The organism is Paenibacillus woosongensis (genome assembly GCF_030122845.1).
Taxonomy (GTDB): Bacteria; Bacillota; Bacilli; order Paenibacillales; family Paenibacillaceae; genus Fontibacillus; species Fontibacillus woosongensis_A.
Genome location: NZ_CP126084.1, coordinates 4,084,816 through 4,101,510, shown reverse-complemented (window position 1 = coordinate 4,101,510; position 16,695 = coordinate 4,084,816). Strand labels below are relative to the sequence as shown.

Annotated in this window: 16 protein-coding genes, 1 tRNA gene and 1 other annotated feature; of the genes, 12 read left to right on the top strand and 5 right to left on the bottom strand. The window is 48.5% G+C overall.

All coding sequences use genetic code 11. The annotated features are described in order from the left end of the window. Positions 1–26: 26 nt before the first annotated feature. Both QNH46_RS18755 and QNH46_RS18750 read right to left on the bottom strand, forming a co-directional pair. On the bottom strand, positions 27–989 hold the full coding sequence (locus tag QNH46_RS18755) for a sensor histidine kinase (RefSeq protein WP_283925579.1): 963 nt from the start codon (positions 987–989) through the stop codon (positions 27–29). Then, the gene (locus QNH46_RS18750; protein WP_213594424.1) at positions 986–1,696 is read right to left on the bottom strand and encodes a response regulator transcription factor; all 711 of its coding nucleotides are present in this window, start codon (positions 1,694–1,696) and stop codon (positions 986–988) included. Before QNH46_RS18750 ends, QNH46_RS18755 begins: the two co-directional genes overlap by 4 nt. Positions 1,697–1,856: 160 nt before the next feature. On the opposite strand from QNH46_RS18750, the gene QNH46_RS18745 reads away from it, so the two are divergent. Both QNH46_RS18745 and QNH46_RS18740 read left to right on the top strand, forming a co-directional pair. Then, positions 1,857–3,104 (top strand): MDR family MFS transporter, encoded by a 1,248-nt coding sequence (locus tag QNH46_RS18745; protein ID WP_283925578.1) that lies wholly within the window; start codon positions 1,857–1,859, stop codon positions 3,102–3,104. A gap of 93 nt (positions 3,105–3,197) precedes the next feature. Beyond that, positions 3,198–3,458, top strand: a complete 261-nt coding sequence (locus tag QNH46_RS18740) for a hypothetical protein (RefSeq protein WP_213594565.1) — start codon at positions 3,198–3,200, stop codon at positions 3,456–3,458. Positions 3,459–4,203: 745 nt separating this feature from the next. On the opposite strand, the gene QNH46_RS18735 is transcribed toward QNH46_RS18740, so the two are convergent. Together QNH46_RS18735 and QNH46_RS18730 are read right to left on the bottom strand one after the other, a co-directional pair. Further along, positions 4,204–4,971: a methyl-accepting chemotaxis protein gene (locus tag QNH46_RS18735; RefSeq protein ID WP_283925577.1), complete on the bottom strand. Its 768-nt coding sequence runs from the start codon at positions 4,969–4,971 to the stop codon at positions 4,204–4,206. A 21-nt stretch (positions 4,972–4,992) separates the two neighbouring features. Further along, positions 4,993–5,199, bottom strand: a complete 207-nt coding sequence (locus QNH46_RS18730) for a hypothetical protein (protein WP_283925576.1) — start codon at positions 5,197–5,199, stop codon at positions 4,993–4,995. A gap of 61 nt (positions 5,200–5,260) precedes the next feature. Between QNH46_RS18730 and QNH46_RS18725 the strand changes: the two genes are divergently transcribed. From QNH46_RS18725 to QNH46_RS18685, 9 genes are all read left to right on the top strand, one after another. Next, positions 5,261–5,446 (top strand): hypothetical protein, encoded by a 186-nt coding sequence (locus QNH46_RS18725; protein ID WP_283925575.1) that lies wholly within the window; start codon positions 5,261–5,263, stop codon positions 5,444–5,446. 113 nt (positions 5,447–5,559) lie between these two features. After that, on the top strand, positions 5,560–6,657 hold the full coding sequence (locus tag QNH46_RS18720; protein ID WP_283925574.1) for a LolA family protein: 1,098 nt from the start codon (positions 5,560–5,562) through the stop codon (positions 6,655–6,657). Positions 6,658–6,881: 224 nt separating this feature from the next. Next, on the top strand, positions 6,882–8,066 hold the full coding sequence (alr, locus tag QNH46_RS18715; RefSeq protein ID WP_283928495.1) for an alanine racemase: 1,185 nt from the start codon (positions 6,882–6,884) through the stop codon (positions 8,064–8,066). Positions 8,067–8,322: 256 nt separating this feature from the next. After that, a complete protein-coding gene (locus QNH46_RS18710) occupies positions 8,323–8,604 on the top strand; it encodes a CopG family ribbon-helix-helix protein (RefSeq protein ID WP_019638235.1) in 282 nt (93 codons plus the stop codon). A 3-nt stretch (positions 8,605–8,607) separates the two neighbouring features. Then, on the top strand, positions 8,608–8,958 hold the full coding sequence (locus QNH46_RS18705) for a type II toxin-antitoxin system PemK/MazF family toxin (RefSeq protein ID WP_125082509.1): 351 nt from the start codon (positions 8,608–8,610) through the stop codon (positions 8,956–8,958). Between the two features lie 205 nt (positions 8,959–9,163). Beyond that, the gene (locus tag QNH46_RS18700; RefSeq protein ID WP_283925573.1) at positions 9,164–9,526 is read left to right on the top strand and encodes a DUF4190 domain-containing protein; all 363 of its coding nucleotides are present in this window, start codon (positions 9,164–9,166) and stop codon (positions 9,524–9,526) included. A 134-nt stretch (positions 9,527–9,660) separates the two neighbouring features. Next, positions 9,661–11,889: a Tex family protein gene (locus QNH46_RS18695; RefSeq protein WP_283925572.1), complete on the top strand. Its 2,229-nt coding sequence runs from the start codon at positions 9,661–9,663 to the stop codon at positions 11,887–11,889. A 141-nt stretch (positions 11,890–12,030) separates the two neighbouring features. Beyond that, positions 12,031–12,750 (top strand): hypothetical protein, encoded by a 720-nt coding sequence (locus QNH46_RS18690; protein ID WP_244996863.1) that lies wholly within the window; start codon positions 12,031–12,033, stop codon positions 12,748–12,750. A 279-nt stretch (positions 12,751–13,029) separates the two neighbouring features. Further along, positions 13,030–13,103, top strand: a tRNA-Arg gene (locus tag QNH46_RS18685). Positions 13,104–13,225: 122 nt separating this feature from the next. Here QNH46_RS18685 and QNH46_RS18680 read toward each other — a convergent pair. Next, the gene (locus tag QNH46_RS18680) at positions 13,226–15,097 is read right to left on the bottom strand and encodes an arginine--tRNA ligase (RefSeq protein WP_283925571.1); all 1,872 of its coding nucleotides are present in this window, start codon (positions 15,095–15,097) and stop codon (positions 13,226–13,228) included. Between the two features lie 52 nt (positions 15,098–15,149). Continuing rightward, positions 15,150–15,369, bottom strand: a binding site (T-box leader). 197 nt (positions 15,370–15,566) lie between these two features. Here QNH46_RS18680 and QNH46_RS18675 point away from each other — a divergent pair. Beyond that, complete coding sequence (locus tag QNH46_RS18675) at positions 15,567–16,604, top strand: LacI family DNA-binding transcriptional regulator (protein ID WP_155611484.1); 1,038 nt, start codon at positions 15,567–15,569, stop codon at positions 16,602–16,604. Positions 16,605–16,695 lie beyond the last annotated feature (91 nt).

Here is a 16,695-nt window from a genome sequence, read left to right as displayed (position 1 = left end):
AAATTATCTTATTTGTGATATAAATCTTAAGAAAATCTTACATTTGTCTCGGCCGCGCGCTGCAGCATGATTGTGAATACCGTCTTCTGGAAGGGCACGCTGCGCAGCGTAATCGACCCGTCCATCGCTTCCACCAGCCTTTTGGTAATCGTCAGGCCCAGTCCGCTGCCTTGGAAGGCACGATTCCTTGATTCCTCGAGCGTAAACATGCGCTCAAATACGCGCTCCAGATTTTGCTCCTGAATGCCTTTGCCCCGGTCCCATACTTCTATCGTCACGTGGGTTTCGTCCGCAGCAAGGGCCAGACCAAGCACTCCCCCGTCATGTCCGTAGCGGATCGCGTTGGAGAGCAGATTGCTTAAGACTCTCTCTAGTGCTTCCTCATTTCCATAGGCATATATAGGATGGTCGGGAATGTCGATAACGGCTTCCATCCCGCTGGATTGAACCCACTCGTACAAGGACAATATATTTTTACGGCAAATTTCATTCATATGTACTTTCATGTTCTCAATCTGCCGGTCCCCGGATTCCAATTTCGCCAGGTCAAAAAAAGAATGGATCAACGCAATGATTTCGGTCGTTTTGTGCTGTACGTGGCGAAACAGGCGGCCTCGTTCGGCTTCATCCATGGCAGGATCGGCTTGAATCATTTCGACGTATCCCAGAATGACGGTGAGCGGCGTCTTTAAATCATGCGAAATATTCGCCAGCATTTTTCGCATGGACTGCTCGGTTCTGGCGTAGCGAACCGCCATTTTCTGGCTGCTGGACAATACCCCCTCGATGTCTTGGACCAGCTCTTGCAAATATTTATCATCGGTAAAGAGCAGCAGCCGTTCAGAGGTTTCATTAGCGACAATGCGTCTTAACTTGCTGGATATCTCCGCTAGGCTGGCATCACGCTTCTTCCGCGCGGCATATTGAATCAGGTTCCAGCCGATCGACCCGGCAAGAAGGGCGGTCAAAAGCCACAGTAAAGCGGTCATTCCTGAAAATCCCCCAATTTGTAGCCGATGCCCCATATGGTCTTGATATATTGCGGGGAGGAAGGATGGTCCTCGATTTTGTCGCGCAGCCGGCTTATATGAACGTTAATCATGTTCTCATCGCCGTAGTACTCGTCTCCCCAAACGGAGCGGTAGATCTGCTCTTTAGTGAATATCTTTCTCGGATAGGTAAACAGCAGCTTCAGGATGCTCCACTCTTTAGCGGTCAGATGAATTTCACGCCCATGTTTGGTCAGCCGGATATTGTCGATATCCATGGTCATGTCCTTCACGGTGATGATCTTCGGGCTGTGGGAAGCGGAGCCTCCCGCATCCGAATACTCCGTCGCCCGCCGAATTGCGGCTTTGACGCGGGCGGTCAATTCAATCAAGGAGAAGGGCTTGGCGATGTAATCGTCCGCTCCAAAGCCAAGTCCCAGCGCTTTATCTACTTCGCTATCCTTCGCTGACACAATGAGCACGGGGACGCGGCTATGCTCCCTGATTTTCTTGAGGAAATCCATGCCGTTTAAGTAAGGCAGCATGAGATCCAGCAGCACAAGCGCGTAGCTCTGCTCGCCGAATAAGCGCAGGGCCTCCTCCCCGTCGCGGGCGAGCGTAATAGAGAACCCTTCTTTCGACAAGCAATTAATAACCATTTCGCTGATCGAACCATCGTCTTCTACAAGCAGTATGTTTTGATTCATAGCGGTTACCTTCCTATTCTTTTAGTTTCCAGGAATTGGACTATCGATTGGACTTCATTTTACCACATTCGCAGTCTGGCATAGATCTTGACAGTTTAAAAAAATAAGAGTTAAATGGTTGAATAGTTTTGAATAAATTGTAAATAAAGAAGGCGCATAAATGAACGCTCATTTGAAACAAATTCACCCGTTGTCCTGGACGATCATCATCGGCACGATTTTTGGCCGTACTGCAATTTCGATGAGCATCCCGTTCTTGTCGATTTACCTGATCCGCTCCATGGGAGCTACGCCGGCAGAGACAGGGATCGTCGTAGCCGTTAGCTCGCTGATCGGCGTATTTGCCAGCTTTAACGGCGGTTATATCTCCGATGTCATCGGGCGCAAAAAAGTGCTCTTCATTGCGATTTTCGGTTGGGTGCTCGTGTTTGTGGGGTTTGCATTTGCGAATAAAATATGGATTTTCTTCATTATGAATGCTTTAAACGGTCTGTGCAGGGCGACGTTCGAGCCTACTTCCCGCGCGCTTCTTGCCGATATTACCCCCAAGGAAAGCAAGCTGCTCGTATTCAATCTGCGATATGCGGCCATTAACATCGGGGTTGTCATTGGACCGCTGCTCGGACTGCAGGTAGGCGCTTCCGATTCGAACAGCGTGTTTTTAATAGCGGCTGTAGTATACGCCTGTTACGGCATCTGTCTGGTCGTACAATTTTGGCGTTATCATGAGCTTGGACAGGCGAGCACAGAAAATGAGCAGCGGCTTAGCATCGGCGGGGCTTTGAAAGCGACGAGCGGAAACCGGACATTTATGCTGGTGCTGATCGGGATGATTTTCTGCGTGCTCGGTTATGGACATTTCGACTCGACACTGGCGCAGTATATGGAGATGAGCCCGCGAATCGAGGAGGGAGTCAAATGGTTCAGTTACCTGATATCGCTCAATGCGGTAGTCGTGCTGGCGGTTCAATATCCTCTCGTTCGGCTCGCTGCCCGCTTTGCGCCGGCACTGCCGATTATTGCTGGTAATTTATTCACAGGAGCAAGCCTTATTTTATTCGGGATGTCGGATACACTTCCTTTTTTAATGATATGCGTCGTTATATTTACGGTTGGCGAAGTGCTGGTATTCACGGCAACGGATGTGCTTGTCGATCGCATAGCGGAGCCTGAGCTGCGGGGAGCGTACTTTGGCATGTTTGGTTTTAATAATCTGGGAATGGTATTGGCGCCTTTACTGGGCGGCTTTCTGCTCCAGGGCCTGGGGGTTGCCTCGTCGCAGCTTATCTTTGCTCTCCTTGGATTGACGACCTTTGCCGGCGTCCCATTTTTGTATTTGGCCCATCGGAGCATGCTGAAGCTGGAGCAGGCCCGTGCCGAGCGGGAAGGACAAGCCGTTTCCTCTTGAGGATAATATAACTTGTATGTTGGGCAATCGTCCACACTCCCCCGGCAAATGACGCGTATATTGTGTCATGAGCCGGGGAGGTGATATAGCTTGGTGAAGATCAGTGATCAGGCGAGGAAGCATTTGAATAAGCGGGTCAAAATCAAAACAAAGACCGGGGCGGTGCTGTACGGTAAAATCGTCAAGGTAAGCGGGAATAAGCTGTACCTTCAAGTGTCATCCGTCCATGAGCGGGGCAGCAAGGCCCATGCCGCGTTTGCTCCGTTTATCATTCCGCTCGTGCTGTTTGATTTGCTTGCCATCTTGCTGCTGGAAAGACGGAGAAGACGGCGGCGCAGGCTGGTAACGCTGTAAGATGAACATAGTCCTTATTTATGGGAGCCCGGGAGGCTCTTTTTTTTCTCGAAATTGACGAGGATTTTTACGCTCAGAATCTATTAGGCTAACCGTTTTAGTTTATAATGAGGTATATCACAGTTAAAAAGGATTGTAGCGTAATGATCAACATTCCCGGTTACTCGATCACACGGACGGTTTACGAGGATTCTTATCTTTTAGTTGCATTCGCCGCTATAGAACAGACGTCTAAGCAGGTGTTATTAAAAATCGTTAAAAATCTGTTTTCCATCCCATTTTTTTGTATTGAGATTTTGATCAGGAAAGCAGCAAGGCGGATGCCTGCTAACTTCCTCACTGCCATACCCATTTTATTTGACCCATCTAAATGGATTTATAGTAGTTAATTTCTGCGACAAGGAAAGGAAAGTAGATTTAATTGTATTCCATGTCGTTAGATGAAGTAAGAAAGCCATCATGGGCTGGATTATTAATTTTAGGTGCATAAAATCCATCTAATCCCCTAAAACATGCGTTTGGACCATACTTAGATGCATGAATTCCATTTAGTGTAGACGACATAGCTTAGTACGTGGCATCTCATCTTGGTGTCGACACAGCTTATATAAGATGAGCTACAGAATCGGATATCAGGCAAGGGAGAAAATGGATTCCGCAGAAACGGAAAGTCTTTCTGAAAAAAAAGGGCGCTCCTCAGTCATCTAGGATGGCTTTTGGGAGAGCCCTTTTCCTGCTGCACAGTTTAGAGTTTATCCGCCGATAAGCTCCTCTCAATGCTGCCGACAATCCCGCCTAGCTCGGCAACGAGCGATTCCAGGTTCAAGGCGATATCATGAACTGCATCGGAGGATGCGGATTGCTCCTCTGCGGCGGATAAAATTTTCTCAAGGTTTGAGAAAAAAGCCGACGTTATTTCGGACACCTGAATCATCATGTCATTGGTCTGTTTGGAGTGCTGGAGCAGTAAATCGGTCGTGACGGAGATGTCATTAATTTGCTGATCGACTGTTTTTGAAGATTCGGAAATTTCAGCAAAGACGCGCTGCATCTCGGTAATCTGCTCCTTGCCTTTCTGTACCTCGCGTAAGCTGACATTCATTTCACCGAGCACCTGATCAATGCGGCTTTGGAAAGATTGAACGTTCCTGTGAATTTCGGCAGCCGAATCATTGGATTGTCCGGCCAGCTTGCGAACTTCCGCGGCGACCACGGCAAATCCGCTTCCATGTTCTTCGGCCCGGGCTGCTTCGATCGAGGCATTGAGGGCCAGCAAATTAGTTTGATTCGCGATGGACGATATGTGATCCACGAGCTTGTTGATTTCCTGAGAGCTTTCGGCCAGCTGCTGGATCACTTCGTTCACATTATTGACGGCACAAGTAATGACGTGAATCTGGCTCGCCAGCAGATGAATCCTCTCTTGTCCATAAACGACCTGCTTTGAGGTTGCCAGGGAACTCTCCGTAACTACACTGGCATTTTCGTTAATGTGACCGACCTGATCCACCATGCTTTGAATGCTATCGCCCCCTTAGCCCAGCTTATTCGTCTGCTCGTAAGCCCCCGCAGAGATCGTTTCAATGGATGTTACGATTTCCTGGCTGGCCTTGGCCGACTGGCCGGCACCGGACAAGAGCTGGCTGACAGCCTCCAGCACCGATTTGCTGGAATCGTTCATGTTTTGCAGAACTTCATCCAAGGCTTGCTGCTGGGAAGTTACTTTTTTTCTCGTATCCACTAGTGTGTATTTGCTTGGAATAGACGAACCAGATCGTTTAAATCCGGATCATATTGTCCTGATGGAGAATGTAGAGGATACAGCCAAGAGCAGGTTAGATGAATTAAAGAGCCCGGCACTGTGGAAAAACATTAAAGCGGTTCAAAAAGATCAGGTATATATCGTTGAACAGCAATTGTGGAATCGAGGCATTGCGCCGATCGGTTCTACTCCAATCATTGACCAGGTTCTGAAAATTGTGAAATAGCGCGCATTTTTAAGCCGAGTTCCTGCTTGTCAAACTAGTCCGCATAATCGGCCAAGTTCCCTCATAGACATGTTATCAGTTTAGGAAATCAATCTGCAGAGGGGATGATCTTCATGCGACGGATCACTTGGGCGCTAGTCATTGTGATATGCTTGAGTGCTGTGTTGGGCGGGTGCGGCAAGAAGGATGCTGACGGTGTCGTCAAGGATTTGGACAAAATCGTTACCAAGCTGGAGAGCTACCAGGGCTCGGGAACGATGACGCTTTATACGGGGGATAAGCCCCAGGAGTACAAGGTTGAGGTGTGGTACCAGAATCCGTCTTATTATCGGATTGCTCTGACGAATGCCCAGAAGGACATTACGCAGATCGTCCTTAAGAACGATCAGGGCGTTTACGTGTTGACGCCGAGCCTGAACAAGAGCTTCCGGTTCCAAAGCGATTGGCCGGAGAACCAAGGTCAGGTCTACTTGTATCAGACGCTTGTGCGCAGCATCCTGAGCGACAACACGCGCCAATTCGTAAGCGATAAGGACAGCTATGTATTCGATGTGGCCGCAAACTATAATACTCATGCGCTTGTACGTCAAAAAATATGGCTGGACAAAGACGACTATGCGCCGAAGCAGGTGCAGGTCTCGGACGCCGAAGCGAAAGTCGTAGTCGAGGTCAAATTTGACAAATTTGATTTCGGTGCGAAGTTTGATGATAAATCATTCGACATGCAGCATAATCTGGACACGGCTGGCCAACGGGCCAAAGGGACGCTGCTCGAAGTTGATGAGAATGGGATGCTTGTGGAGAGCACGGACGCTTCCGAGACCGGAGCGAATGCAGCTGAGAGCGATGGTTCTGCCGCACCGGCGCTGAACGAGCCATTTGGGGTGATTGTTCCGACATATTTGCCTGAAGGTGTAGTGTATAAAGATGACAAAGTCGTAGATGATAGTGATAGAAGCAGCGTATTGCTCCGATATGACGGTACATATCAATTTACGGTAACCGAATCCCGTTCACCGGATCGCACGGTTTCGCTAGTTGCCGGAACAGTCGTTGATCTCGGCTTTACTGCCGGCCTGCTGACAGGGGATGAGCTGCAGACATTAACCTGGACTGTGGATGGAATGGAATTCCGTATTACAAGCGACAATCTTCCAGTGAGCGAAATGGTTAAAATCGCCGCGTCTATGGAGGAACAAACGGGTAAATAAGAAGAGGCTGGCGGACTTGCGGTACTTCAGATAGACTGTAGAAGCTATCGAACCCGTCAGTCTGTCTCTTCTTTTTATTTGGATAAAACAGGATTATGGGTTAAAATGACTTCATATGCACAATATGGCTTATTCTGTATAATTGACAGCCGCCTTCTAGAACATTACGATTAATGTATTGTTTGATGATGGATTTTCACTCATTAGAGAAGGTGACCTACAAAGTGCAAGTGAAGTATCGACCTACCCGAGCAGAAATCGATTTGGACGCGCTTTATGCCAACTATACTGCTCTACGGAGAAGAATACCGGCGGACATGAAGCTGTTGGCATGCGTTAAAGCAAATGCATATGGACATGGAGCTGTGCCCATCGCCAAAGAACTTGAGCAATACGGTGCCGACTATCTTAGCGTAGCCTTCCTGGACGAGGCGCTGGAGCTGCGCCAAGCTGGTCTAACCATTCCTATTCTGGTTCTGGGCTATACCCCTCCGCACGGAATACGTGCGGCATGGGAGAATGGGATTACGCTTACTTTGTTCAGCGGAGAGGTGCTTGACGAGATAAAGGCTATTGATCCTGTTGAGTATCCCGGCAAACTGAAAGTTCATATCAAAATCGATTCTGGTATGGGGCGTCTCGGACTCCTGCCCGGGGATGAGGCGCTGGATTTCATCCGCCATGCTATGAGCTTGCCGCAATTGGAAGTGGAGGGCATATTTACCCACTTTGCAACAGCGGATGAACAAGATAAGAGCTATACATTGGAACAGTACCGACGTTTTCAGAATGTGGTTCATGCGCTGAAGCATTATGATTTGGATATCCCGATTATACATACAGGCAACAGCGCGGTTGCAATTGATTTACCGGAGATTTCGTGCCAGATGGTGCGGATCGGCATCGCATTGTATGGTCTCTACCCGTCCGATGAGGTTCACAAGGAGCAGGTTCCGCTTCATCCGGTTCTGTCTCTTAAGACGGAAACCGTTCATGTGAAGACTTTGCCGCCGCATTCCTCCGTAAGCTACGGAGCGAAATATGTGACGGACCGGGAAGAGATTATTGCAACGCTGCCCATAGGCTATGCCGACGGATATTCACGGATGCTTAGCGGTAAAGCGCAAATGCTTATTCGCGGACGGCGCGTCCCTGTCGTGGGAACGATCTGCATGGACCAATGTATGGTTTCGCTACAATCTTTAGCTGAAGAAGCTGAAGAAATCCAAGTCGGTGAGGAGGTTGTTCTCATCGGCCGGCAGTCCGGTGCAACGATTACAGCGGACGAACTGGCCTCCATGCTCGGTACCATTAACTACGAGTTGATTTGTATGTTGGCTCATCGTGTGCCCCGTCTATACATAGGCACAAATAGACCGCAAATTTTGGTTAACCCGTTGTTTGCCTAATACAGGCAGACAAAAAACTACAAAACTCTCTTCCTATATGGAAGGAATTTATGCTAGGTCCATCGAATGATATACATTATGATCGAAAAGATGGAAATGATCAGGTATGTACGCTCATGCCAATTTTGGTTATAATGAAATGCAGCATACTTGATATACACTTAGCATATATTCTTTTGTATAAATATCCTTGAATATTGCTATACTGAGTCACAAGGATCTGGGTCGACAAGGTTTTGGGGGTGGATGTTTAACGATGGCCAATATGCAGAACACCAAAAGGATTATGATCAGCTTACCGGATCATCTGTTACAGGAAGTGGATGGAATCGTAGCTATGGAGAACTCCAATCGTAGTGAGCTTATTAGGCAAGCCATGAAACTGTATTTGAACGAACGGAAGAAACGCTTCATCCGGGAGTCTATGCAGCGCGGCTACATGGAAATGGCCAAAATTAACTTAACCATGGCCTCTGAAGCTTTCCACGCGGAGGAAGATGCAGACAGCACTCTGGACCGCCTAGTTAGCGGGGTGTGACCATTGATTGTAAAGCGCGGCGACGTATTTTTTGCAGACCTTTCCCCTGTGGTCGGTTCTGAACAGGGCGGGGTAAGACCTGTGCTTATCATCCAGAACGATATCGGCAATCGATTCAGCCCTACGGTAATCGTTGCTGCCATTACCGCTCAAATTCAAAAAGCGAAGCTCCCGACTCACGTTGAGATTGAAGCGGCTACGCATGGATTTGACCGGGATTCCGTCATCTTGCTTGAACAGATACGAACGATTGACAAGCAAAGATTAACGGACAAAATTACCCACCTGGATGATGAGACGATGAAAAAGGTTAACGATTCGCTGCTTATTAGTCTGGGATTAATCGATTTTTGATGAAAAAGGGGGAGAAATCTTCCTTAGGCGCCCTGCCTCAAGGGCGTCTTTTTTCATGCAGATGGTATGCTTCCGTTCCTGCAGATGACGTCGGGTGCGTGATTTTCCATTTATAGTTAGAATGAATTTTTTCGTTTTCGCATATCTTCATTGGCTGAATCTGGTATAATAATCATATCTATTTCTCTGAGGAGGACCGTTTTTAATGGATTATAATTCTTCCGGGCAGTACAACTACAATTATCCGCCCGCACCGCCCCAGCCGCCTGCCCCGCCTGCAGAGCAGGGAACGAATAGCAAATCAGTTACAGCGCTGGTTTTGGGAATTTTGTCAATTGCTATTCCGTATATTGGATTTATTTTAGGTATCGTGGCAATCATTATTGCTTCTCTTTCCTTTAAGGAAATAAAGGCTACCCAAGAGAAAGGGCATGGCTTTTCCGTAGCAGGATTGGTTTGCGGAATTATTAGCACCGTAATTTACGGACTTCTTATCCTGTTCTTTGTCATCGTAATTATCGCTGCCGTATCTACACCGGATAACTACTGGAACTACTCGAACTTCTAAAATTCGACGATCGGACACCGTACCTCGTGTACGGTGTTTTTTGTTGTTCATTCACAGCAAAGAGTGGTTCCGACTGGCACTCGGCCATAAATTTTGTGATAATAGGAGCAGTGCAATCTGAGGATGAAAGAGGGATGACTTTGTCACAAACTGAAATCAATCCGGAAACGAATACAAGCGAAGCGCAAATCGAGGCTAAGGTTCAGGAAAGAATTGTGGTTCAGGTAGCTAAAGAGCTAGGGCTGCCTTTAAAAGGGGTACGGACGACCGTCCAACTGCTGGATGAAGGCAATACGATTCCCTTCGTAGCCCGTTACCGCAAAGAGATGACCGGGGAACTGGATGAAAACCAGCTGCGCGATATCGACGACCGGGTGCAATATTTGCGGAATTTGGAGGTCCGCAAGCGGGAAGTGATCCGCATTATTGGCGAGCAGGACAAATTGACCCCGGAGCTGGAGTCTGCCATCGTTCAAGCGGTAAAGCTGCAAGAGGTGGAGGATTTATACCGTCCTTACCGGCAAAAGCGCAAGACAAGAGCCAGCGTCGCCAAAGAAAAAGGCCTGGAGCCTCTGGCAAAATGGCTGCTATCACAGCCTAAAGACGGCATGCCGCTGGAGGAGTCCGCCAAGTATGTAAATGCGGAGCTTGGGGTAGAGACGGCGGAGGACGCATTGCAGGGCGCTATGGACATCGTGGCCGAGGAGATCGCGGACGAGGCGGCAATCAGAGCCTGGGTACGGAAGTACAGCATGGATCATGGCGTGATCGTGTCGGAAGCGAAAAACTCCGAGGAAGAATCCGTATACGAGATGTATTACGACTATCGTGAGCCGGCCAAGAAAATGCCGCCCCATCGCATATTGGCGATTAACCGGGGAGAACGCGAGAATATTCTGAAAATATCGCTGGAACTGGACGCCGAGGCCATCCATCGCCATATTGCTGGGCGGACGATTAAAGGGCGTTCCGTCACTGAGGGCATCCTTCAAAGCGTAATTGAAGATGCTTATAAAAGGCTGATCGCCCCCTCGATCGAACGGGAGGTGCGCGCGGAGCTGACGGAGAAGGCTGAGCGGCAGGCGATTTCTATTTTCTCGGCGAATTTGCGCAGTTTGCTGCTTCAGCCGCCGGTAAAAGGGAAAATCGTGCTCGGCGTTGACCCGGCTTACCGTACAGGCTGCAAGCTGGCCGTCGTGGACGAAACAGGGAAGCTGCTTGAGGTCGCTGTAACCTACCCGACGCCGCCGAACAACAAAAAAAGGGAAGCAGCGGTTAAATTTAATGAACTTATAGATAAATACGGCGCGGAGCTGATTGTCATCGGCAATGGAACGGCTTCCCGGGAGACCGAGCAATTTGTGGCCGAGATCATTGCGGAACGCAATGATCCTAACCTGGCCTATCTGATCGTGAATGAGGCGGGTGCCAGTGTCTATTCAGCCTCAAAGCTGGCGCAGCAGGAGTTCCCTGATCTGGACGTCGCTGAACGCAGCGCGGTTTCGATCGCCAGAAGGCTGCAGGATCCGCTGGCCGAGCTCGTAAAGATCGAACCTAAAGCAATCGGCGTAGGCCAATATCAGCACGACGTATCCCAGAAGCATCTGGACGAGAGTCTTACGGCGGTAGTAGAGTCTGCGGTTAACCATGTCGGTGTAGACGTGAATACGGCATCTCCTTCTCTTTTGTCCTACGTTTCTGGCGTTAATGCAACCACTGCCAGGAACATCGTGAAATATCGGGAAGAGAATGGAAAATTTACGAGCCGCAAACAGCTGCAAAAGGTTCCGCGCCTTGGCGCAAAAACGTATGAGCAGTGTATCGGCTTCTTGCGGATCAATGATGGGGAGCATCCGCTTGACCGCACGCCGATTCATCCAGAGTCTTATGGCGTGGTAACCGAATTGTTCAAGGAGCTTCGCGTAGAACTGAGTCAGCTTGGAACGAAGGAATTGGCCCAAATGCTCTCTACGCTGGAGCCGGAGAACCTGGCCGTACAGCTCGGCGTAGGAGTTCCGACATTGCGGGATATTCTCGACAGTCTGCAGCGACCGGGCCGTGACCCGCGGGAGGAGCTTCCGCCGCCGATCTTCCGCACGGATGTTCTGAAGATCGAGGATTTATCCCCAGGCATGGAGCTTCAGGGTACCGTCCGCAACGTCATTGATTTCGGCGCATTTGTCGATATCGGCATCAAAAACGATGGTTTGGTGCATATATCCCAGCTTAGCAATGGCTATGTGAAGCATCCGATGGACGTGGTATCGGTTGGCGACAATGTGACAGTATGGGTGCTTAACATTGACATTAAGAAGGGACGAGTTGGTTTGACGATGCGCAAGCCCTCTGAAGTAAAATCATAACGCAGGAACCCAATAAATTGCCAGTCTGAGTGTTCTCAGGCTGGCGATTTTATTTTATGGTGCTGACAGCGGCTCGACGTGCATGTTTTCTTTCACATTGCACACAATGGTAACTATGGCAAGCTTAGAGGAGGGGTGACGATGGGTAAGCGTTACTATGTGTCCATACCGGGACGCTCGGTTCTGGAAGAGCAGGGCGCCACAGCTTATGAATGGACGATTGAAGCGTCTTCTGAAGAGGCAATCAATTTGAGATATATGCTGGAGCGGATTGGAGAGAAGGAGGATAGCTCCTTTGTGGCCTACATGTATCCTTGGCCGGATACGCCGGAAGATGTCGTAAACAGCGGGTACCAGAGTCAGATTGACAAGGTATACCGGGAAATCTACCGGTTGGGCACGGAAGAGACCAGGCGTGAGCTGGCCCGGATCGGTTATGGGAACGGGGTTGAAGACAAACACCAACTACAGAATAACGAGGTGCGAAGGAATATGTATTATATTAAGGAAGCCAAATTTCGCCGGTTGGCTGAACATGATGGCCGGGAATGCGCCGAAATTCAAGTATGGCCCGGTGCGGCCGGTGATCCGGAGCTGTTTGTGTACGTAGCCCGCTCCCAGAATGGGAACGAGGATTATGAGATCATCCGGATGATTCGCAGTGATGCCGATTTTGAGATCGACTGGTATGATAACAGTCTTCACGAGGCTTATGCCGAGATCGCTGAAGAGAACTTTGGCGATACTGGCTGGCCTGAGCCTGCAAAGCAGCGTGCTGATTTCAAGGAGCAGCTGCTCGCTTACGGCGACATCGCCGACAAGCTCAGGGAAAAATTGAGTGGTGAAAACGGCCAGCATTAAACACATTAAATGTGCTTTCTCGACAGCTTTAGAGCAACCTTATCGGTTGCTTTTTTTTGGGTTGGAGAGGGAAGCGCTAGGCCGTTTTTCTCATTTTAAGTACTGCGGAGATGGGGCAGCGAATCGGATACGGAACAATACTTCTGTTCCAAGTTCAATGGCCTATCTTCTGCACTTCTTGATTGCTAATTAAAACTGCTCCGAAACAACAGATATATCAGTTTAAGGTCTTGAAAAAAAGACTCGATGCGGTATAATAATACTGTTGCGTTAAAATGTGTCCCAGTAGCTCAGCTGGATAGAGCAACGGCCTTCTAAGCCGTCGGTCAGGGGTTCGAATCCCTTCTGGGACGTAGCCAAAACTCTCCATAGGAGGGTTTTTTACGTTTTCCAGAGGATGAGAACCCCTCGGGGGTTCGTCGTAGTGAGCCCGCTGAGCGCAGCGGCAGGTCGAACGGAGTCTCGCGCCCATAATCTACATACGGCTAGGCGCAGGCAAACCGAGTACCTGCAGCGCATCTCCTAACGTCTCCTGGGCTTTGGCCGTCAACCATATGCGAAATGGCTGCAATGCGCTCTCCGCTTTTAGGACAGGGCAGGATGTATAGAAGTTATTAAACAACGTAGCCAGCTGGTAGGCATAGCCGCATATTGTATTTGGCGTCAATTCCTTACTCGCGCTGTACAGAGTGTCAAACCAGCCGCTGATATGCCTCAGCAAAGCCCTTTCGGCCGGTTCCAGCGAAGTGATTTTGACCGTGTTGAGATTCGGCTGAAGATTTCGTTCCTGCGCCTTCCTTATCACACTATTGGCGCGGGCGTAAGCGTATAACAAATAGACGCCCGTATTTCCTGAAATTTCAGTGGCTTGTTGCAAATCGAACACCACCTCCGTTTGAAGGCTGAAGCGGAGTAAATAATATCGTATCGCTGCGGCCGCAATCACTCTGCTGGACAGCCCGCTTTGCTCCGTACGCTTGCGCTCGATCACGCTCTCCATGATATTCAGCAACTCGGTTACTTTAATTCCAATTCCCTGGCGTCCGGACATAGCATACGAGCTCTTGCCCTCGGATATGTCGATTCCTAGTTCCAGGGCCGAAGAAGGACTCAATGAGACTACCCCGTAGCTGACATGATGCAGCTTTTCTGATTCTTTCCAATAACCCAGCGCCTGCTTAACCATGGTCTGAGGATATTCCTGCCGATAATCAATGACATTAATAACTGAATCGGCATGGCCGAAATTAGTGTTCTCGACCCCAGAAGAGCGGGTTATCCATAAATCACCAGAAAATTTCTGATACGTAAAATTTTTGTCCAACAGCCCGTATTTCCACAAATGGTAGGCAATATCTTTGGCTGTATAGGTTAAAATGCCGTTGGAACGCACCAGAACTTTATCTGCGGCATGATCGGTCGCTGCCTTCTGCATACTGTCCACAACCTGTTCTTCAGCGCTTTGCTTCAAAACCCAACACCCAGCCAGCCGGCCTTCGGTTTCTTGGTAAAATAAAGAGGTTTTCTGCAGCAGTTGAAACGCCGAATGCCAAAATCCTTCTCTTACGATACTGCTCTCCCAGACGAGCAAATCGTATTGAATTCCGAATGCGCTCATATCCTCAAGATGCTCACGAACGATGCGTTCCGCCGCAAGCATGCCTACCCAAGATATGTTGGAGCTGCCGCTTTCCAGGTCATGAAGCACTTCGATTCGCTTCTCGGCCAGTTCAGGTTGAATGGCATATGCTTTGTTGGTTGTTGCGTAGAGATCCCAGCAATAATCTCCGAAACGCTCGTGTTCTCCCGTTAAAGGAATGTGCAGCAGCCCAACCACGGTGTCCGCTAATTGATTGCCTAAATCATCGATATAATTATGAACTTCGACCTTATAGCCGACTCTTCTTAGCAGCCTTACTAACGTATCGCCAATACATGAATTCCTTAAATGGCCGATATGCGCTGACTTGTTCGGATTGATGGAGGTATGTTCGATCACTACTTTTCCAGCGGAACATTCTGGCAGAACGAACTCACACTGCATCCATGTTTCCCAGTTAATATATAAATTTATAAAACCGGGAGAGACGATCTCGATTCGGCTCAATAAATTTTGCATACTCCCCTGCTGGACGAGCTTGGCCTTGATAAGCTCTGCGATTTGCAGAGGAGATTTTCTAAGTGCCTTTGCCAATTGCATCGCAATACTGCTGGAGTAGTCGCCATGCTCAAGGCTTGCGGGTTGTTCAATTTTGACAATGGGCACTGTAGTGCCCACCACGTCTAGCTCTTCACACAGACTCTGAACAGCATCGGTTATATGCCCCACCATCCAATGACTTAACATGCAATCCCCCCCAATAAAAGTTTGTTGTAAAAAATAAAAAAGCCCACGTCTCATAAGAGACGAGGACTGATCGTACTCGCGGTACCACTCTTGTTGTTAAACATAAATGTCTAACCACTCATAACATAACGGTGTCTGCCGGGCCTTCCTACTTTAACTGTTCAGAAGACCATCTCATGGATCCGTTTCATTATTGACTCCGGCCGGCTCTCACCCTCCCGGCTCGCTTGGACATAGAGGACAATAATTACTCTTCCAATCATGGATGCACATATGAAGTTTGAACTATTATAACCAATTTCCTCCATAAATATCCACCTTTTTTTTAATCATATTTACCTGAGTGAAAATAATATTTTAGTTAAATGACAAGAAAACGCTTGCAGAACAAAAATGGATATGGTATAAAAAATATAAATCTAAACGTTTAGATCTCTTGAGAATAGTGATTATGTCGAGGAGGTGGAGTATGTCTAACATTAGCATTAAAGATATAGCAGCCAGGGCGAATGTGTCTACGGCTACCGTCTCCTACGTCCTCAATGGCACGCGGAATGTCCGTCCCAAAACGCGTGAACGGGTATTGGCCGTGATCGAAGAGCTCAATTATAAGCCAAATGATATTGCTAAAAGCCTCAAACGAAGACGTACCGATACAATTGGCGTCATTGCCGAAGACGTTACCGTATTTAACACGCCAGAAATTATTGACGGTATTAACGATTATGGCGACCGCCATGATCTGCATATTTTGCTGACGAACCTGCGTCTGGATAAACGGATCGGCCGCGACTTCGACAACGTCGACAAGTACAAAAAATATGCTACAAGCGCCGTATCCGAACTGCTCAGCAAGCAGGTGGACGGGATCATTTATGTAGGCGTACATACCCGGGACTTGAGTGGTTTGATCGATACGGAGGGCAAACCGATCGTTTACACGTACGGCTATACCCAGAACGATATCGCCATTCAATATAACGATGAACAGGCATCATATGAAGCAATGTCCTATTTAGTTCAGAAAGGACACCGGCGAATCGCTATCATCAGCGGCTTGATGGATTCGATTCCTTCCCGCCTGCGTTTGAATGGATATTACAAGGCCGTAACAGAGTTCGAACTTCCCTTTGACCCGCTGTATATTAAAATGGGGGATTGGGAACGGGAGTCCGGCTATCGATTAACGAAGGAATTGCTGGCTTTGCCGGAGCCGCCGACAGCGATTCTATCTATGAATGATGTTATGGTCGTCGGGGTTCTGGAAGCGGCAAACGAAGCCGGAGTAAAGGTACCGGCGGACTTGTCTGTGATCGGGTTCGATAATCGGGAATTCAGCGATTATTTGACTCCCCGCATTACAACCATGGATATTCCGTTGCATGAAATGGGATACCAGGCGATGGAGGTTCTCCATAACCTTATGCAAGGAAAGAAAAACGAGCCTGTGAATATGCCGGTCTGCCGGTTGATTGAGCGTGATTCCGTAGCTGCCCCGAAGAAATGAGAGAATTTTTCGAGACAGCTCCTCTTTTCCAATAAAATCTAAACGTTTAAATTTTTGACCAAATGGTGACAACTTGCCGATGGAGGCAAGC